Origin of the sequence: Spirulina sp. CCY15215, from assembly GCF_016888125.1 — a bacterium.
Taxonomy (GTDB): domain Bacteria; phylum Cyanobacteriota; class Cyanobacteriia; order Cyanobacteriales; family Spirulinaceae; genus CCY15215.
The window spans coordinates 26284-45056 of record NZ_JACSWA010000425.1 but is presented as its reverse complement, the minus strand read 5'-3'; the positions used below and the strand labels follow the sequence as shown (position 1 = coordinate 45056).

Here is an 18773-nt window from a genome sequence, read left to right as displayed (position 1 = left end):
TCTCGCGATCTTGTCAAGTTTGTGATGAATAATTTTCAGATCCAGAAAATAGAGAGAGTCTTGGAGGTTGCGGCTAAACTTCCTGGCTATCAAGGGCGATTTCGAGAAGCTGAAATTTGCGATCCCAATGGTAGTATTATACCGAATTGGCACGCAAATTTTCAAAGATTGCGCCCTTTAGAGAGAGAAGAAATTCGCAAACATCCTAGTTTATTTTTAGCAAATGCGTCGGATCTTGTTTATCGGGGAATGACTAGCGGAAGTCAAGGAGAAAGTTTTGTTTATTTTGCGGGAGAAGCGTGGAATAATGCCAGAATTTCAGCCAGACAAAGAACATTATCTGGGTGGGGAATAGAGGAAAATGTTCCTATTCTTAATGTTGCGAGTCGTTTGTTTCCAGTACGATTAATGGATGGCTCTTTAATAGGTCAAATTGACCGAGAATTTATCAAGTTATTTTTAAGTTTACTACAAAATCGATTTAGAGTTATTCGCGGATATCCAAGTCAGTTATGCGAGATCGCAGCTTATGTATATCGTCGTTATTTCCCGCAGGTTAAAGCGGTTATTTGCACGGGAGAATGTTTATTTGAGTATCAAAAAGATTTATTAGAATCGGTTTTTAATGCCCCCGTTATTAATGAATATGGCTGTCAAGAAACGGGGATATCGGGGTTGACTTGTCCAGAGAAAAGATGCTTACATTTAGATCAAGAACGCTGTTTCTATGAAATCATTGATGATGAATTAGTGACAACGGATTTATTTAATGTAACAATGCCTTTAGTTCGTTATAAATGCGGGGATATTCTAGAATTAGATCGAGAGGGATGTCAATGCGATCGCAGGGGTATCACTGCTAAAATTAAAGGACGGGTTGAAGATAAGATTCGTACATTAACAGGAACTAAATATACTGGCGAAATTAATTTACCTTCCCTAGCAGGAATTTTAACTTATCAAGTTCGACGCAGAAAACATAAACAGGTGGAATTTTTATTACAACCGACTCAAAGCGATCGCCTTCCTCTCGAGGATCTGAAAAATTGGACAGATCCCATCTTTGGAGAGATTGAAGCACAAATTTATGTTCAATCTAGAGATATAATTGAGACAAAATCAGAATCTATTGGCGATCGCGAATGGATCGAGATGATTGGCGATCGCCCTTGGAATGAATGGCTTAATTCTCCCCAATTTCCAATTGGAGAAGCAAGGAAAATAGCACAATTACTTTATGAATTAATTAATCCTCGCTTAATTCTTTATTCAGGAATTGCACCATCAACGCGAGAACTAATCAATGATATCTTAAATTCACCATCTTGTCAAGATCTAGAAGTCGAGAAAATAACAGCGCGAATATTGTTGTTTTCTTGTTCTTTTTTAGCCGCAGATCCGCAGATTTATTCAATTTATCACCACGCAGCAGAACGCTTAAAAAGGACTGTTTCTCAAACAAACAACTTAGAGAATCCCTTACTCCTTGATCTGTTAATTCCTAGTTTATATTTAGAGGAGAATTTAGCGCGATCGCTATGGAATAATTATCTTTTTGAAATCAAAGGCGATCGCCTGATTCTTGATCGCTTTAATCTGCAAAATCTTCTCTATAGTTTTGAACCTGCATGGCGATTAGCAAATCGAAATAACAGTAAAATATCCCAGTCTCTCAGACCGATTTTATCTTTATTTATAGGGGATTTAGAGTTTTTTAGTTCCTGTTTTAATCTTACATTACTAGCATATTGGTGTCATTTAGTACATGATCGAGAGATTGTCAACTTAGGAGTTAAAGAAACTAGCGATCGCTTTTTTAGAGTCTGGTTGAAATGGCGTAAAGCAATGTTAGAAAATTCAGAAGATTTAGAGCAATATTTTGCTAATTTACAATCTATTGCTGAGACAAAAGAAGAGAAAGCCAGAATTAATTTAGAGCAAGGCTATTATACTCTATTCCTCAATCAAGAATTTAATGTTCGAGAATGGTTGAAAATCTTACAAAAATATGTAAGATTAAAAAATAAGGATCAGTCAGATCGAGTTATTGATTCAGCACCTTGGATTCCCATCTTGCGATCGCTGGCACAACCGTTACTCAATGCAGGAGAATTAGAGTTAGCCTATCAATGTCTGCTATTATCTGCGCTTCCTTCTCCTCATCAATCTAGCTTCGATCGCAGAAGCAAAGAAATAAACAAAAAACAGTCCGTCATTTCTGATTTATTTGTGATTTAATGAATATATTATCCCCTTCTACAATTACCTATTTGCCCAAAAATACATCGATTGCTGAAAATATATTAATCCCAAAATCTCCTTTTATTCTTCCCTTACTTCCTCCCTTAGAATTTCCCCTAGAAACTGCCAAAGAGAAGCCATTAGAAAACATTGCTTGGATGGGATCGAGAGAAGCGATCGCGCCAATTCTCTCTCAACTTAAAACCCCTGAATCTTGGCATTTTTTAAACGCGATCGCACTGTTAGAAAAAAACAAGATTGAGTTTTCTTGGAGTACAATGGCCTTGAAAGTACAACCCAAACTAAATTACTCTCCATCCTCTCCCAAGATAAGCAAAAACTCTCAAATTCTTGCTTTAATTCCTCATTATAATTGTCACCCTTGGTTGTATCGCTGTATTAAATCATTAGTCGATCAAACTCGACCCCCCGATCGCATTATCATTCTTGATGATAACTCTCCCGATCCTCCCATTACAATAACCGAAAAATTCCCTCAAGTTACCCTAGTTCGATCCTCTGAGAATGTGGGACCTTATCGTTTAATTCAACAAGCGATCGCAGATACAAATTATGATACTTATTTGTTCCAAGATGCTGATGATTGGTCAGCTAATATTCGCCTAGAAAAACTTTTGGAAACTGCGGAAAAGACAGGTGCAGAATTAATTGGGACGCAAGAATGGCGCGTCGATGAATTAGAATCTAAACTAACTCCTGTGTGCTATCCTTTAGATGTTAATAGGGCGTTGCAAGAAAAACCAGGTCATGCTTTAATGCACCCCAGTAGCTTAGTCTCGCGGGATTTAGTGATGCGTGTCGGAGGGTTTGCAACAGGATTAAGATTTGGAGGAGATACGGAGTTTTTATTGCGGGCAGTCTTTTCTGCAAAAATAGTTAACATTCCCGAATTTTGTTACTTTCGTCGAAAACGCCCAAATTCGCTAACAACAGCATTAGAAACAGGTTTGGATTCTCCAAAAAGAAAAACACTTTTAAAGGCATTAAAAGCCCGTGCAAAGGTAAATCAGAGAGAATTTCAAGCAGGGATGCAGCCGGATTTGACCCCCTTGGCGATCGCACAGCCCATTAAATTACATTATGTTTCAGGTTATCGCAACTGGACAAAATTACAATAATAATTATAATGGGGATAAAGATAGTTTTGTTTAAGATTTATATTTTCAGAAGATGACTTTTATTGATTCTTACTTTTGGCATACTTGGATTGATCGCTTCTGTACCATATTATTCATTTTGACAGTTCTCTGGGCATTTTGGTTTGCTGCCAAGATGGATTAGGTTGTGGATATAGGTTGTGGATATAGGTTGTAGATTAGATTGGTAGCATCAAAACTGTATTAGTTTAGAAATTCCAGAAGGCAAAAAGAATAAAAATAATTGCAAAAATTGCGATCGCAAAAATTCCTATACTGAGGATTGCCTTTTCTGATGTCGTGAGGGGAATCAATATTTTGGACATAATAACAACAGTAATGGGGATATTATTGAGCCGCAAACGTTGATAAAATTTCTTTTGATAACCATTAGCCTGATAAAATTTAAGGGCATTGAGAGAAGAACTAACCCAAAGTCGTCGATATCGTTTTGCAATAGCAACTTCCTCGATCGCCTGTAGAAGTTGTGTACCAATATTTTGACGGATGCGATCGGGATGAATATAGATACCATTAATATCGGCTGAATGAGAGGACAGACAAGAAAAACCAATGATTTTTTTCTGGGTAATATAGTTAGCTTGTGGAAAAGCGATCGCTGGTGTATCATGTTCTTCTGCGACAAAAACAATTTCTTGGCAATCTGTTCTTGCTTTCTCTTGAGTTTGAATTATTGCTTCAATTTCTGTTGCTGTATAATCCCCGGCAGAAAGAAACGTTAATGCTTGGGATTGTAGTTCGATAATTGTGGCCATTTCTTCTGGTTTTGCCAAGCGAATTTGAATTTTCATACTATCAGCTAACTCCCCTTGAACCCATAGTATATAATACTCTACAATTTTTGGAAAGTTGTAAGCCAAAGGAGCAACAAAATGTCAAATTCTGACTCAAATTCTTATCTTGTTTTCATCTGCGGTTCCGCCTTGAGAGGACAACCGGATCATCAAAACATCGCCGAAACGAAGTTTATTAAAGAAACTAAAACTGAACCTCGTTATCGCTTGCATTCTGTTGAAGATAAACATCCCGGTATCTATGAAGTCAAAGAAGACGGTATAGCAATACCAGGGGAACTTTATGAAATGACAGAGGAACAATATCAATATTTATTGGCGAATGAACCTCCTCATCTTTATCCCTTTCCTGTTACTTTAGAAGGAGGTGGAGAGGCGATCGCTATGCTCTATCCTCGGGAAATTATCGCAGAACGAAACTATCTTGATGTTTCTAACTATAATGGCTGGACGGCTTATAAAGCCAGCAAATCCTAAGATCGTCGTCTCAGAAACTCTCCCCGAGAGAGAGAGGCGATCGCACAGAAACAAGAATAATTTTAGAAAATTATTTTGTAACAAAAAATATGGCAAGGCTAAAATGGAACTAGCTCTTTATTTTTGAGATAAAACTCCCCTCATGAGCGATCGCGTTGCCTTGATTTTTTCTCTCCCAATTATTTTGGGGTTCAATAGCCTCACTGCCTTAGCCGTGAGGGCAAATTCCATTGAACCTGCATTCGATGGCACGGATACCCATGTTGATCGCAATAGTAACACTTATCTCATTCAAGGGGGAACGCAAACCGGAACTAATTTATTTCATAGCTTTCAAGAATTTGGTTTAAGTTCTGGAGAAATTGCTCATTTTCTCTCGCAACCCAACATCGAAAATATTCTGGCCAGAGTAACAGGAGGCAATCCTTCTCTTATTAACGGATTGCTGCAAGTGAGTGGCGGTAATTCTCATCTTTATTTAATGAATCCTGCTGGAATTATTTTCGGAAATAATGCCAGTTTAAATGTGCCTGGGGACTTTTTCGCGACGACAGCAACGGGAATTGGTTTTGGGGGCGATCGCGCTTTTCAGGCGATCGGCAGCAATGACTATGATAGTTTGCTCGGGATGCCCACCAGTTTTGATTTCGGAATTGATAATGCTGCACCGATTATTAATGCCGGAAATTTAAGCGTAGGAACGGGTCATAATATAATGCTAACGGGGGGAACAGTTATTAATACTGGGCAATTGAATGCACCAGGAGGAAATATCACGATCGCAGCCATACCGGGAACCAATCGTGTCAAAATCTCCCAAGCAGGAATGATTTTAAGCCTCGAACCGGATATTCCCACTTCAGCAACCGGAAATCCCTTAACCGTGACTGCCCTTGATTTGCCAGCTTTACTGGTAGGGGCAGAATCTCAAGGGATAGAGACAGGTTTAAAAACGAATAATACAGGAGAAATTCAACTCGCTTCTGGAGAAAATATCCCTTGGGAAACAGGAACGGCAATTGTTACGGGAAACGTTGATGTTAGTTTGGGAACATTAGGAAGTGGGGGGGGAAATGTAGGGATATTTGGCGATCGCCTGGGTCTATTTAACGCCAATATTGATGCTTCGGGAGACAGTGGGGGCGGTACAGTATTAATCGGGGGAGAATATCAAGGATTGGGAGATTTACCAACAGGCGATCGGGTTTATATTGATACCAATTCTACTATCAATGCTGACGCAATCTCTGAGGGGGACGGGGGACGAGTTATAGTTTGGGCAGATGAAATAACGGGATTTTATGGCAATATCAGTGCCAGAGGGGGACAGAATGGAGGGAATGGGGGGTTTGTAGAAACTTCGGGGAAACAAGACCTCATCTTTCGCGGCGATATTGATGTTAGTGCTTCCCAAGGTCAAGACGGATTTATTATTCTCGACCCGCAAGATATTAACATTGTTGCGGGAGCCCAAGCAAGTCAAGCTAATGATGCAGCACTTGCAGATAATCAGATTCTCTTTGCAGATGGCGGAGCAACAACCTTTACAATTTCTACAGGAACATTACAGAGTTTAAGCGGTACGATTCTTCTCCAAGCAACACAAGATATTTTTACCAATATTGGTGTTAACCTCAACTTTACGGCAGCAACTTCGGTGACTTTCCAAGCCAATAACAATATTTTTCTCAATAATGCCACGTTGAATTTTACGGGAGCTACTGCGATCGCCTTTATCGCTGATGCTGACAATAATAGTATTGGTGATGTTAATATGGCGAATGCTTCCACAATTAACACCAATGGAGCAGATCTGAGCTTGAGTGGAAATCAAATTTTCGTTCAGAATATCGATGCGGGAACGGGCAAAATAACTCTCAATGGCAAAAATGAAGTTACTTTTAACAATACTCCCACGATTTCAACCCAAGACCTGACCATTCGCAGCGATCGCATTGATCTCAATATTCCGACAACAATTAATGGTACAGGCAATCTCGTTTTAGAAACCGCTACGGCAAATCGAGATATCATTCTAGGAGGGACCGGGGCAACAGCAACAGCATTAGACCTGACTACAAGTCAACTGCAAACACTACAAAATGGATTTAGTTCTGTCACCATCGGTCGAAGCGATGGAACAGGGAATATTACTTTAAACGACCCAAATAGTTTAATCCAAAACACGCAGATTGCTGGAGCCGGTAATTTTATCGGTGCGAATCAAAATACAGCTTGGACGTTAACGGGAAGTAATAGTGGTAGTGTAAACGGTTTGGCGAATAGTTTGACTTTTAGCAATGTCGCCAAAATTACTGGAGGGAGTGGGAATGATACCTTTGCTTTCGCCAATGGTGTTAATTTTAATGGCAAGATTGATGGGGGAGCGGGTTTTGATACCCTTGATTATGCCAATTATGGCAATGCTGTTTCCGTCGATATCATTAACGGTACGGCAACAGGGACATTAGGGATCGCTAACATTGAAAATGTTATTTCGCCACCCGCTTCTGGAACAACAACAGCAACAATAACAGCAACAACAGCAACAACAACACCAACACCAATAACAACATCTTTACCTGCATCTCTCGTTGCTTCTCTCCAAACGCGATCGCTGTCCCCATTATCTCTGTTTTCCCTCAACTCAGATGACGAGTCTTTAGTATTATCTCGAGATCGTGTCGGTAATTTGCTCGATCGCGGCAATATCGAAGAGGCGATCGCAGCCTTAGATGCTTACCATTCTCAAAGTTTTTTGCGCTATTTTAGCAAGGATGAAGCCACCACCACCCCTTCTCTAAAAGACCTGCAATTAACCCTCCATCGCATGAGTGAGGAAACTGGGGAAATGACCGCAAGTTTGTATATTTTTAGCCGTAGCGATCGCCTCGATCTCATCCTCGTCCCCCCCACCAGTGACCCCATCCATTACAGCCTTCCCGATATTTCCCAGGAAACTCTCCTCGCGGAAATCTATAATTTTCAAAATGCGATCGCCCATCCCCTCCACCGTCGTAATACCCGCTATCTCGCCCCCGCACAACAACTCTACAAATGGTTAATTGCGATCGCAGAAAAAGATTTACAGCGCTTTAATATTGAAACGATTATGTTTGTCCTCGATGACGGCTTGCGAACCCTACCAATGGCAGCACTTCACGATGGTAATAAGTTTTTAATCGAAAATTATGCCATATCCCTCGTTCCCAGTCTGCATTTAATCCCTCCTCATTACGTCGATATTCGCAACAGTTCAGTTGTTGCGATGGGAATGTCAGAATTTACCAATAATGGCGCTTTACCGGCAGTTCCGGTGGAGATCAATACCATTGCTCAACAATTCAATGCCCCAGAAACCTTCCTCAACGAAACCTTTACTCTCAAGGCCGTACAACAGGAACCCCAACGCAACCACGCACAAATCGTCCATTTAGCCACCCACGGACAGTTTCAACCCGGTACTCCCTCCGAGTCCTATATTCAACTCTGGGATCGCCCTCTGACTTTGGAAGAAATGGGAGCATTAAATTGGGGAACAAAAAATATTGAGTTATTGGTCTTGAGTGCCTGTCGCACGGCTTTGGGAGATGAGAGTGCCGAGTATGGTTTTGCGGGGTTAACGATACAATCTGGGGTAAGTTCCGCCGTCGCTAGTCTTTGGTATGCCGATGATGCAGGCACTTTAGCATTAATGACAGAATTCTATCGTCAGTTGCGAAAAACACCAACCAAAGCACAAGCCTTACGACAAGGGCAAATGGCCTTAATTCAAGGAGAAGTGCGCTTGGAAAAAGAAGATAGTGAATTAGACAGTAAAAAAATTGGTGAATTAGTTAGTCCTTTCGGACGGGTGACACTACCCCCCGAGTTAGCAAATTTAGGCGATCGCGGTTTTCAACACCCCTATTATTGGGCCGGTTTTACGATGATTGGTTCTCCGTGGTAATCGCTTCCCGTTCCAATAAAGAAATAATCAGCATATCTCATGCAGTAGAATTGCTAACAAATGAATTAAGAGGTTATAAAGCAGTTGTTACACGGTACGAGTATATTTCTTGTGGGTATGATGGGGACTGGCAAAACAACCCTAGGACAATTACTGGCAGGTCGGCTGGGATATCGTTTTTTCGATACCGATGTATTAATCGAGCGGGTCGCCGAAACAACGATTGATAAGATTTTTGCAACCGAGGGAGAAAACTATTTTCGCTCTTTAGAGACTAAAGTGTTAGAACAAATTTGTGCTTATACCCAAAGTGTGATCGCCACTGGAGGTGGTATTATTCTCAAACTCGAGAATTGGGGATATTTGCACCACGGCTTGATTATTTGGTTAGATGCTCCAGTAGAAATTTTGGTGCAGCGCTTGCAGGAAGATAGATCTCGCCCACTTCTGAAAGATGGCGACTTATCTGAGAAACTTACTATCCTATTAGCAGAACGTCGTTCCCTCTACGCTCAAGCCGATCTTCACATTGCGATCGCGCGATCGCAACAAACCCCTCAAGAAATTGTAGAAGAAATCCTCGATCGCATTCCTTCCGTGTTGAAAAGAAAGTAGAAAGTAGTTGAGAGTTGAGAGTTGAGAGTTGAGAGTTGATAGTTGAGAGTGGGGAAGGATTTTAGGGGGCAGAAATGCGCTTTGGATCGCCTAGAACTTCTGATTTGTGGGGAGTTTGGGGTTTTCCATTGTTCAATGAACCGCTTCCCCACGCTTGTCCTAATTTTCGCAGGAGAATATCTTGTTGGGCGCGAAGTTCGTAAACATCGCTACCTTCATTAATAACCACAAACCAAACCAAACCTTGCTTTTGGGTAGGAAGAATTCCAGCTAAGGCACTCACCGCCCTTAATGTTCCCGTTTTGAACATCGTATTGGGGGGTAATTTGCGGCCAATGGTGGTACCTTGGCGATCGCGCCCTGCGACGGGAAAGAGATCCGCAACCCCTAATGGTTGGTCAGCCAATTGACGCTCTAAAGCAGCTAACATAGCAATAACTGCCCGAGGAGAAATGCGATTAGCTGTTCCCAAACCCGAGCCATTAATCAATTGAATCTCATCTTTAGGGACATTGGCAGCATTAGCAGCCAATTGTGCCACAGCTTGCGCTCCTCCTGCTGACTGTGCCAAAACTTCAGCCATAACATTATTGCTATAAATATTCATTTGCTTGAGAATATTGGCCAAAGTCATGGACTGATGGCGCAACAACAATTGAGAATCAATGGGCTGTGTAGCAGAAACAAGAACCTTTCCCGATATCTTCACATGGGGACGAGGTATCTTGATCGCCATTTTTTCATACTGTTTTTTGGCAACCTCCGGCCAACTTTCTGCATCGATCGCCTGCTGAAACAGTTGCCCGGCAATTTCCGGCTGGGTTTTATAGTTCATATAAAACGGTGCCGTAATTTGCAAATTCCCTTGCACTGCCTTGATGCCCGAGCGATTGAGAAATTCCCCGATGGCGATCGCCTCTTCCCAAACAAAAAAGGGATTTCCTCCTCCTTCAACGATCAAGTCTCCGTATAAGGTGCCGTTGCGAATTTCTCCCACCCGATAGATTCGCGTTTGAAAGCGATGGTCAAGTCCCCATTTATCAACAGCAGCAAGGGTTGTGGCAATTTTAGTCAGAGAAGCCGCCGACAAAGGAACCTTATCATTACGAAAAGCTAATTTAGTCATCTCCGCTTGCAGCAAAACCCCTTGACCTTGGGGAGAAAAACCTTTGCTGGCTAAGTCTCGCAGGTATTGCTGCAAGATTTCCTCCGCTTCCGGATTGGGTTCCTTGGGTAATTGGAAAATTTTCGCTTCTTGCCAAGACAAGGTTTGGACAGTTTTGATTTCTGGCGGTCCGAACAAAACTGACAGAAGGCTCAAAGTGCTTAAGACGCTAACAATTCCGTACATTTAGTCAGTTATCAGTCGATCGACAACAACCCATAATAAATCATCAACAATAATAACCGTAATCTGATAAAATTTTCGTTACGGCTTCTATACACTTCGAGCAATGGCATCCACAAAGGAACGAATTGCAATTGACGCAATGGGGGGAGACCACGCCCCTGACGAGATTGTTGCTGGTGCAATTCGAGCAGCAGAAGAATTAGACGTTCGCGTTTTGTTGGTGGGAGATCCCCAACAAATTCGAGCTTGCATGGAAAAACACGGTCAAAAACACGGTCAAAAACACGGTCAAAAACACGGTCGTCGCGATCGCGAAGAATCTGGCAATACTGAACCCGATTTCGGGGCTAATATTGAAATTGTCGCTGCCGAGGATGCGATCGCCATGCACGAAGAAGCCACGGGGGTACGACGAAAACCCAAGGCTTCAATCAATGTGGCCATGGATTTGGTTAAGCAAGGCAAGGCGGATGCCGTCATTTCTGCGGGTCATTCTGGGGCGGCGATGGCATCAGCTTTACTGCGCTTGGGTCGTATTAAGGGCATCGATCGCCCGGCGATCGGCGCTATTTTCCCCACCCTCCTGGCCGGAAAATCTGTCATTATCCTTGATGTGGGGGCAAATGTAGATTGTCGTCCCAAGTATTTAGAACAGTTTGCCTTAATGGGAACTATTTATAGTAAATACGTGCTAGGGGTGGAAAAGCCTCAAGTCGGTTTGCTCAATATTGGTGAAGAGTCTTCCAAAGGAAACGATCTGGCTTTACGAAGCCACGAACTTCTCGAAGCCAATCCCGAAATCCCCTTTATTGGCAATGCAGAGGGACGAGATGTTCTTTCGGGCAACTTTGATGTTATTGTCTGCGATGGTTTTGTGGGCAACATCCTCCTAAAATTTGCTGAAGCTGTTGGTGAAATCTTATTGCAAATCATCAGAGAAGAGCTTCCCCAGGGGATTCGCGGGCAATTAGGGGTGGGAATACTCAAACCTAATTTGAAGCGCCTTAAACAACGGGTCGATCATGCCGAACATGGCGGTGCTTTACTGTTGGGGGTAGACGGAATTTGCATTATCAGTCATGGTAGTTCCCAAGCACCGACTATTTTTAGTGCTATTCGTTTGGCTAAAGAGGCGATCGACCATCGCGTTCTCGATCGCCTACACGCAAACTATAGTCTGGAAAAAACCAACTAAAAAAGAGATTTTATTTTTTCTAGAAAGCCAGCAAATTTGATGATGACCGATGAAGGAGGACAACAGATTTTGAAACAATTTAGGGCAGGAATTGCGATCGCCGGAAGCGGGTCGGCTACTCCAGCAGCAACCCTGGACAATCACCAACTTTCCCATTTAGTAGAAACCTCGGACGAGTGGATCAGAACCCGCACGGGGATTGGGATGCGGCATCTGGCTTCTCCCCAGGAAACCTTGAGCCAACTGGCAGCAGAAGCGGGAAAAAAGGCGATCGTTATGGCAAATCTTGCCCCAGAGAACATCGATCTGATTGTTTTGGCGACTTCTACTCCCGATGATTTATTTGGCAGCGCGGCGAAAATTCAAAGCGAAATTGGCGCAGTGAGTGCGGTGGCCTTTGATTTGACGGCGGCTTGCTCGGGGTTTGTTTTTGGTATGGTAACGGCAGCACAATTTATTCGCACGGGGGTCTATCGCCATGTTTTACTCATTGGTGCAGATGTTCTGTCTCCTTGGGTAGATTGGAGCGATCGCGCTAGTTGTATTCTGTTTGGGGATGGTGCGGGGGCGGTGGTGATGCAGGCAACGGAAGACCGCGATCGCTTGCTCGGTTTTTCTCTTCACAGTGATGGTCACAAAAATAACACGCTTAACTTATCTTTTCAGGGCGAAAATCTAACCTTAGTGAATGGAGTTGAAGTGAGGCAGGGAAATTATCAATCGATTACCATGAATGGGCGTGAAGTCTATCGCTTTGCAGTAGACAAAGTACCAGAGGTAATTTCTAAGGCACTCTATAATGCCGAACTGACCACAGAGGCGATCGACTGGTTGCTTCTCCATCAGGCCAATCAACGCATTATGGATGCGGTGGCCAATCGGTTGAATATATCTAGGGAGAAGGTGATTAGCAATTTAGCCAAATATGGCAATACTTCGGCGGCTTCTATTCCCCTTGCTCTCGATGAAGCAGTACGAGAAGGGAAGGTTAAAACTGGCGATCGCATTGCGGCGGCGGGTTTTGGCGCAGGTCTGACTTGGGGTGCTGCAATTTTTGAGTGGGGAATTTAATTATTTAATTTAGTTTTTGATTATTGGCTTTCTCTCTTTTTCTGTACGCGATCGCGGTAGTTCTCAAATTCGCACTTCTCAAGTTTTACCTGAACTGGCGATCGATTGTGCTAGTAAAACCTCTAGACCATTTTAGTGTACACTGAATTCGTTTTTGGCATTAAGTGTTAGCAAAACATGGATAAAGAACAGAGAAAAGCCTATTGGAGTGCCAATATCGCTTTAATTCGGAATCTTTTGATTGTTTGGGCGATCTCATCCATTGGGGCGAGTATCCTTTTCGTTAAAGTCCTTAATCATATTCGCATTGGAAACCTTCCTTTCGGATTTTGGATGGCACAACAAGGGACGATTTTTATCTTCGTGATCTTAATCTTTATTTATGCCTTCCAAATGGACAAACTCGATCGCAAATATCGAGTCGATCGCGACACCTCTAGCACAGAAGAAGAATAAACTTTAAAACCTGAAAACCATGACTGTACTTTAGCTTCTGCAAGATAAAGCCAGATTTGCTTAACTCGAACTGACGTAAACTAAGAAAATTGCATTGCGATCGCAGCCATACCGATAAGTTTTCTGCTACCATAACGAGCGATAAAACCTGCATTTGCGATCGCACTGCCTTAAATTTATGAATCCTTCCGAATTATCCCCCGAATACGTTCACCAACAACTTTATTGGCGTTATGCTGTCAAAAAGTTTGATGATTCCAAAACAATTCCCGATGAAGTTTGGAAAGTATTAGAACAAAGTCTTGTCCTTGCCCCTTCTTCCTTTGGGTTGCAACCGTGGAAATTTTTTGTCGTTCGCGATCCCGCCATTCGCCAACAATTATTGGCACATTCTTGGGGACAAAAACAAGTCATTGAAGCCTCTCATCTCGTCGTTTTAGCCATCAAAAAAGATCTTAACGCCGCCGATGTCGATCGCTACCTTCAACGCATGGCAGAAGTCCAAGAAATCCCCATCGAGAACCTACAAGGATTTGGGAATATCGTCAAAAATTTCCTCGAAAAACCGCCCTATCCCCTCGATATTAATGCTTGGTCAACCCGACAAGTTTATATTGCCCTGGGACAGTATATGACTTGTGCGGCTATGTTGGGAATCGATACTTGTCCGATGGAAGGATTTGTCCCCGATAAATACGATGAAGTATTAGGATTAACAGGAACGGACTATAAAAGCGTTGTTGTTTGTCCCGCAGGATATCGCGCCGAAGATGATAAATCTGCAGCCCCTAAAAAAGTTCGTTATGCTACCGAAGACGTAGTGCAGTATATTTAATTGATTGATCGCGCCAATTTGTTTGTAGTAGGGGCATTTTGTTCAAGCAAGATTGTCCCACTACACAAATAGCACCCTGAACTAGAGGCAATCAACCAAACCTATCTTAAATGTCAAAAGAGGACTCCCGTTAGAGCCGACAGGCTTAACGGCGAGATGAATTTTGACCAGCAAATAAAACCGACCCAAGGGAGTCAGTTTGCCAGTTCTGATTGACGATTGATTACTATTGCAGCACTTCAACCTTTACAGGAGCAACCCCAGAACCAACCATATCAATCGCTTGTGCGGCACCTTGAGAAAGATCGATAATTCGTCCCCTGATAAAAGGACCGCGATCGTTGATGCGAACTACCACAGCACGATTATTGTTAAGATTAGTAACTCGTACTTGCGTGCCAAAGGGAAGGGTGCGATGTGCCGCACTTAACCCATATTGATTGTAAATTTCGCCATTAGCACAGCGATTGCCATGAAAACCGGGACCGTACCAAGAAGCCATACCGCGATGGGTGCGAAGGGCGGAAATCTCACTTTGAGGGAAAGTTGCAGTGATTTCTTTAGCAGGAGTTCCGGCGATCGCCAAAGAAGACCAAACGAGTCCTCCCCCTATGGTTGCCAAACCGAGGGAAATAGCAAATATTCTCTTCATTGATTTATTAGGAGCCTAAAAATGACAGGATTTAGGATTATGGATTGACGCAGTTCATAAGATTGCGATCGCGTCGCGTTGTCACCCTGACAATCTGGTACCTCGAAAATCACGCGGCAATTGCAAGCAATCTTTATTCTCATTCTTTAGAATTCCCCCTAGTTTCCGGAGAATCCCAAAAAAGTGTAAAGTTTAGAAAATCTAATTGTTTGAGAGTCCTTAGATAAAGAAATATTGAGATTGTTCGAGTCCTGAAATCCCTTGCTAACCCGTGAATAAAGTGAATTTGACGAAACCATACAACTCGCTTATAGTTATCAAACGACTTTTTCTCTCTTGCCCTAGAAGACTATGCACGATTTCCTTCCCATCGCCTACTTTGAAAACAAATTTGTTCCTTTTGCAGAAGCTAATATTTCCATAGCGACCCACGCTCTGCACTACGGAACTGGAGCTTTTGCCGGAATGCGAGCCATTCCCGATCCCAATGACTCCGATCGCATCCTCCTCTTTCGCTTAGATCGCCACTGTCAGCGCCTTTCCCAGAGTGCCAAGTTCTTACAGTACGATTTACCTGCCGATAAGATTCAACATATTTTGGTCGAATTCATTCAACAAAATAAACCTCAAGTTTCTTGTTATATTCGTCCTTTTGTTTATACTTCCGGCTTAGGAATTGCACCGCGACTTCATAAGATTGAAAAAAACTTTTTTGTCTATGGTTTAGCTTTAGGAGATTATTTATCTCCCGATGGCGTAACCTGTCGTTTTAGTTCTTGGTATCGTCAAGAAGACCGCTCTTTTCCTTTACGAGGAAAGATTAGCGCTGCCTATATTACCTCTTCTTTAGCTAAAACTGAAGCTGTTGAATCTGGCTTTGATGAAGCGATTTTAATGAATTCTCAAGGCAAAGTTTGTGAAGCCTCGGGGATGAATATTTTCATGATTCGCAGAGGGGAATTAATTACCCCAGGATTCGATCAAGATGTTTTAGAAGGAATTACCCGCGATAGTATTCTCATTTTAGCTAAAGATATGGGAATTCCCGTTGTAGAACGGGCGATCGATAAATCTGAACTCCTCATCGCTGATGAAGTTTTCTTAAGCGGAACCGCCGCGAAAATTGCCCCTGTCAAACGCATCGAGAATTACGAATTGCCCCTAGAAAAGCCCATTACTACCCAATTACAAGCTAAACTCGTCGCGATTACGGAAAATCGCGATCGCCATTATCAAGACTGGGTTCATGCTGTGGCGATCGGGCGATCGGGGGATTAAATGGGGGAAAAAAGAAAATTGTTAATTTTCCTCTTGACAAACGCGAAAATAAACTGTAATAATTGATACAGAAACAAAATAAATCGTTCATCCCAGTTTTTAGAGAATCCAATTTCAGAGAATCGGGACGGAAGTAGGGCAGTAACCCGAAGGAACGCGCCTCAAATCTAAGTATAAACCACAGATTTAGAATGGAGGCGAAGGCCATGAAACTCTTTTATCGCGGACATAGCTACACGGCTCATACTCATGCCATCCCCGCTACCGATGTTACTGTAGAAGGAAAATATCGCGGCGCTAATATTACTTGGCATAATAAGCAGGCACGGGTTAAACACTCAGACCAACTCACTTATCGTGGGGTTCGGCATACTGGCGGTTAAACGCAAGTATCGGAAGGGTGTATTGCCTACACCCCTACCTCGGTAAACCCAACTGTAGGAGGGCAATACTTGCATTCTCAAATTATGGTTAATCATCAGAATGTGATGTAACTTGAGCATACTTGAGGGAGAGAGGCTATAGTCTCTCTCTCTCTTTCTCTATTACAATTTTAATTCAGAAAGAAGAACCGCGAACCTGAGTAACGAGGTGAATAAGTTCAGGTAGGATAAGTTTGTCGATCGCTAACTTCACAGCATTACTTGATCCGGGTAGGGAAAAAATTAAGCGTTGGCGATAAATACCTGCAACAGTACGGGAGGCGATCGCCCTCGAGCCAATTTCTTGATAACTTAAATAACGAAAAATCTCCCCAAAACCGGGAAGTGTTTTTTCTAGGATACCCGCTAGAGCGTCATAGGTTGTATCTCTCGGAGCAATTCCTGTCCCACCATTAAAAATAAGAACTTCAATATTAAGGCGATCGCACAGCATTTGGACTTGTTCTAAGATTTGTTCGGGTTCATCTTTAACGATTTGATATGCCTCAATACGATGACCTTGCGCTTGTAGTAACTCCTGAATGAGTTGGCCGCTGCGATCGGTTTGAGGAGTGCGAGTATCGCTTGCAGTGACCACAGCACAACCAATAGAACGAGGTTTAAGATCGGGATGAGGAGACATTTAATAGTTGAGAGTTGAGAGTTGATAGTTGATAGGTAAGTAGTTGATAGTTGATAGTTGATAGGTAAGTAGTTGATAGTTGAGAGTTGATAGTTGATAGTTGATAGGTAAGTAGTTGAGAGTTGAGAGTTGATAGTTGATAGGTAAGTAGTTGATAGTTGAGAGTTGAGAGTTGATAGTTGATAGGTAAGTAGTTGAGAGTTGAGAGTTGATAGTTGATAGGTAAGTAGTTGATAGTTGATAGGTAAGTAGTTGATAGTTGAGAGTTGAGAGTTGAGAGTTGATAGGTAAGTAGTTGATAGTTGATAGTTGAGAGTTGAGAGTTGATAGGTAAGTAGTTGATAGTTGAGAGTTGAGAGTTGATAGTTGATAGGTAAGTAGTTGATAACTAGGAGAAGATAAAGGATGAGAGATCAATAGAACTTACGCAGCCAGGGAGCGAGACGCTCCCACTCCCATATTCTATTGTTATGGTAGTGCGGACATCTTGCCCGCTAATGCGTAAGTTCTAATCAAAAAAATCAAGTTTGCTTCCTCCTCTTCTCCTGTTTCCCCTATTTTTGACTGCCAGTAAATTCTAATCCTTGTTCTTCAGCATAACGCTCCATGAAGCGCATAAAGCGATCCCATTCTTCAGAAGATCGCATAATTAATAAGACTTCAATTCCGACGGCTTTTCCGTTGATAAATTTGGCTTTGACTTCTCGCGTGACAATTTCCCCCTCTTCATCGATGAGATAACATCCTGTAATATCATCGTTATAGTCAGGAGCAAGAATTTTGGGATTTTCAAAGTAAAATGTTGCAGTGCCACTACTTTCATCCTTGGCTCGCGTTAAACGGACGTTAGGCACTTCTTCCTCAACAACGCCTCTAGAAAATTGAATTTGAGCAGTCATTCCGGTTTTTTCCTTAACATTTCGCAACTTTTTTCTAATAAAGTATATCCCATTGCGTTCCTTTTGTCGCATTGGGGAAATGGGGAAGAGAATACAATTTACCGATTACCTTGTACCATTACCGATTAGCTATCCCCATAAAACCGATGAACGCAAATACTGAAGCCCTTCGCCAAACTTTACTCGAATTATTGGTACAATACGCCTATAAAGAGGGAGATTTTCTGCTTTCTTCCGGACAGAGCAGCAGCTATTATATTAACTGCAAGCCAGTGACCTTGAAAGCAGAAGGCGCATTGGCGATCGGAAAACTATTATTTTCCCAGCTTCCCGAGGAGACGCAAGCTGTAGCAGGGTTGACTTTAGGTGCAGATCCGATCGTTACTTCTGTTAGTCTGATTTCTGCCTTAGAAAATGCTCCTATTCCTGGTCTGATTATTCGCAAAGAAGCGAAAGGACACGGTACAAAGGCTTATATTGAAGGTCCCAGTTTGAAAGTGGGTGCGAAAGTTGTTGTCTTAGAAGATGTTGTTACAACAGGAAAATCGGCTTTGTTAGCAGTACAACGCTTGCGCGATGCAGGATATACGGTTGAATGGATCGTCGCTTTAGTCGATCGCGAGCAAGGTGGACAAGAATTATACGAGTCAGAAGGATTAAAATTTAAGACTCTCTTTTCTATAAAAGAACTGAAAAGCAATTATCAATAATTGATTC

Annotated in this window: 16 protein-coding genes, 1 pseudogene and 1 riboswitch; of the genes and pseudogenes, 12 read left to right on the top strand and 5 right to left on the bottom strand. The window is 42.3% G+C overall.

All coding sequences use genetic code 11. The features are described from left to right. Positions 1-24 precede the first annotated feature (24 nt). Both JUI58_RS12375 and JUI58_RS12370 read left to right on the top strand, forming a co-directional pair. Positions 25-2238, top strand: coding sequence for a hypothetical protein (locus JUI58_RS12375; RefSeq protein WP_204104094.1), 2214 nt, complete (start codon positions 25-27; stop codon positions 2236-2238). Next, complete coding sequence (locus JUI58_RS12370; RefSeq protein WP_204104093.1) at positions 2238-3380, top strand: glycosyltransferase family 2 protein; 1143 nt, start codon at positions 2238-2240, stop codon at positions 3378-3380. Before JUI58_RS12375 ends, JUI58_RS12370 begins: the two co-directional genes overlap by 1 nt. 227 nt (positions 3381-3607) lie before the next feature. On the opposite strand, the gene JUI58_RS12365 is transcribed toward JUI58_RS12370, so the two are convergent. After that, entirely contained in the window at positions 3608-4210 is a 603-nt protein-coding gene (locus tag JUI58_RS12365; protein WP_204104092.1) for a GNAT family N-acetyltransferase, read from the bottom strand. An 81-nt stretch (positions 4211-4291) separates the two neighbouring features. Here JUI58_RS12365 and JUI58_RS12360 point away from each other — a divergent pair, with 81 nt between their 5' ends. The 3 genes from JUI58_RS12360 to JUI58_RS12350 all read left to right on the top strand — a co-directional run bounded on the left by JUI58_RS12360 (position 4292) and on the right by JUI58_RS12350 (position 9254). Next, complete coding sequence (locus JUI58_RS12360; protein WP_204104091.1) at positions 4292-4690, top strand: gamma-glutamylcyclotransferase; 399 nt, start codon at positions 4292-4294, stop codon at positions 4688-4690. 142 nt (positions 4691-4832) lie between these two features. Continuing rightward, the gene (locus tag JUI58_RS12355; protein WP_204104090.1) at positions 4833-8639 is read left to right on the top strand and encodes a CHAT domain-containing protein; all 3807 of its coding nucleotides are present in this window, start codon (positions 4833-4835) and stop codon (positions 8637-8639) included. Between the two features lie 75 nt (positions 8640-8714). Next, positions 8715-9254 (top strand): shikimate kinase, encoded by a 540-nt coding sequence (locus JUI58_RS12350; protein WP_348539881.1) that lies wholly within the window; start codon positions 8715-8717, stop codon positions 9252-9254. Positions 9255-9315: 61 nt separating this feature from the next. Here the strand turns inward: JUI58_RS12350 and JUI58_RS12345 are convergent, their stop codons facing one another. Beyond that, positions 9316-10605 carry a D-alanyl-D-alanine carboxypeptidase gene (locus JUI58_RS12345; RefSeq protein ID WP_204104089.1) on the bottom strand — a complete coding sequence of 430 codons (1290 nt, stop codon included), beginning with the start codon at positions 10603-10605 and terminating at the stop codon, positions 9316-9318. Positions 10606-10708: 103 nt separating this feature from the next. Between JUI58_RS12345 and plsX the strand changes: the two genes are divergently transcribed. The 4 genes from plsX to JUI58_RS12325 all read left to right on the top strand — a co-directional run bounded on the left by plsX (position 10709) and on the right by JUI58_RS12325 (position 14162). Further along, on the top strand, positions 10709-11800 hold the full coding sequence (gene plsX, locus JUI58_RS12340; protein ID WP_204104088.1) for a phosphate acyltransferase PlsX: 1092 nt from the start codon (positions 10709-10711) through the stop codon (positions 11798-11800). A gap of 69 nt (positions 11801-11869) precedes the next feature. Beyond that, positions 11870-12871: a beta-ketoacyl-ACP synthase 3 gene (locus JUI58_RS12335; RefSeq protein ID WP_348539880.1), complete on the top strand. Its 1002-nt coding sequence runs from the start codon at positions 11870-11872 to the stop codon at positions 12869-12871. Positions 12872-13048: 177 nt separating this feature from the next. After that, on the top strand, positions 13049-13327 hold the full coding sequence (locus JUI58_RS12330) for a DUF4212 domain-containing protein (RefSeq protein ID WP_204104087.1): 279 nt from the start codon (positions 13049-13051) through the stop codon (positions 13325-13327). Between the two features lie 178 nt (positions 13328-13505). Then, a complete protein-coding gene (locus JUI58_RS12325; RefSeq protein WP_204104086.1) occupies positions 13506-14162 on the top strand; it encodes an NAD(P)H-dependent oxidoreductase in 657 nt (218 codons plus the stop codon). A 226-nt stretch (positions 14163-14388) separates the two neighbouring features. Here JUI58_RS12325 and JUI58_RS12320 read toward each other — a convergent pair. After that, positions 14389-14670: pseudogene (locus JUI58_RS12320) on the bottom strand (septal ring lytic transglycosylase RlpA family protein); the annotation flags it as partial. Between the two features lie 495 nt (positions 14671-15165). Here JUI58_RS12320 and JUI58_RS12315 point away from each other — a divergent pair. Further along, positions 15166-16092, top strand: a complete 927-nt coding sequence (locus JUI58_RS12315) for a branched-chain amino acid transaminase (protein ID WP_204104084.1) — start codon at positions 15166-15168, stop codon at positions 16090-16092. Positions 16093-16174: 82 nt separating this feature from the next. Beyond that, positions 16175-16253: riboswitch (Glutamine riboswitch) on the top strand. Positions 16254-16298: 45 nt separating this feature from the next. After that, positions 16299-16475: a DUF4278 domain-containing protein gene (locus JUI58_RS12310; RefSeq protein ID WP_204104083.1), complete on the top strand. Its 177-nt coding sequence runs from the start codon at positions 16299-16301 to the stop codon at positions 16473-16475. A gap of 175 nt (positions 16476-16650) precedes the next feature. Here the strand turns inward: JUI58_RS12310 and JUI58_RS12305 are convergent, their stop codons facing one another. Both JUI58_RS12305 and psb28 read right to left on the bottom strand, forming a co-directional pair. After that, the gene (locus JUI58_RS12305) at positions 16651-17157 is read right to left on the bottom strand and encodes a MogA/MoaB family molybdenum cofactor biosynthesis protein (protein WP_204104082.1); all 507 of its coding nucleotides are present in this window, start codon (positions 17155-17157) and stop codon (positions 16651-16653) included. 554 nt (positions 17158-17711) lie between these two features. After that, positions 17712-18056, bottom strand: coding sequence for a photosystem II reaction center protein Psb28 (gene psb28 / locus JUI58_RS12300; RefSeq protein ID WP_204104081.1), 345 nt, complete (start codon positions 18054-18056; stop codon positions 17712-17714). A 146-nt stretch (positions 18057-18202) separates the two neighbouring features. Between psb28 and pyrE the strand changes: the two genes are divergently transcribed. Then, positions 18203-18766, top strand: a complete 564-nt coding sequence (gene pyrE / locus JUI58_RS12295; RefSeq protein ID WP_204104080.1) for an orotate phosphoribosyltransferase — start codon at positions 18203-18205, stop codon at positions 18764-18766. The last annotated feature ends 7 nt before the right edge of the window (positions 18767-18773 follow it).

Coding starts and splice junctions, on each gene's coding strand:
- JUI58_RS12325 (WP_204104086.1), top strand. CDS start 13,506: ATGAATCCTTCCGAATTATCCCCCGAATACGTTCACCAACAACTTTAT.
- JUI58_RS12365 (WP_204104092.1), bottom strand. CDS start 4,210: ATGAAAATTCAAATTCGCTTGGCAAAACCAGAAGAAATGGCCACAATT.
- JUI58_RS12355 (WP_204104090.1), top strand. CDS start 4,833: ATGAGCGATCGCGTTGCCTTGATTTTTTCTCTCCCAATTATTTTGGGG.
- JUI58_RS12370 (WP_204104093.1), top strand. CDS start 2,238: ATGAATATATTATCCCCTTCTACAATTACCTATTTGCCCAAAAATACA.
- JUI58_RS12305 (WP_204104082.1), bottom strand. CDS start 17,157: ATGTCTCCTCATCCCGATCTTAAACCTCGTTCTATTGGTTGTGCTGTG.
- JUI58_RS12345 (WP_204104089.1), bottom strand. CDS start 10,605: ATGTACGGAATTGTTAGCGTCTTAAGCACTTTGAGCCTTCTGTCAGTT.
- plsX (WP_204104088.1), top strand. CDS start 10,709: ATGGCATCCACAAAGGAACGAATTGCAATTGACGCAATGGGGGGAGAC.
- pyrE (WP_204104080.1), top strand. CDS start 18,203: ATGAACGCAAATACTGAAGCCCTTCGCCAAACTTTACTCGAATTATTG.
- JUI58_RS12375 (WP_204104094.1), top strand. CDS start 25: ATGAATAATTTTCAGATCCAGAAAATAGAGAGAGTCTTGGAGGTTGCG.
- JUI58_RS12315 (WP_204104084.1), top strand. CDS start 15,166: ATGCACGATTTCCTTCCCATCGCCTACTTTGAAAACAAATTTGTTCCT.
- psb28 (WP_204104081.1), bottom strand. CDS start 18,056: ATGACTGCTCAAATTCAATTTTCTAGAGGCGTTGTTGAGGAAGAAGTG.
- JUI58_RS12330 (WP_204104087.1), top strand. CDS start 13,049: ATGGATAAAGAACAGAGAAAAGCCTATTGGAGTGCCAATATCGCTTTA.
- JUI58_RS12360 (WP_204104091.1), top strand. CDS start 4,292: ATGTCAAATTCTGACTCAAATTCTTATCTTGTTTTCATCTGCGGTTCC.
- JUI58_RS12310 (WP_204104083.1), top strand. CDS start 16,299: ATGAAACTCTTTTATCGCGGACATAGCTACACGGCTCATACTCATGCC.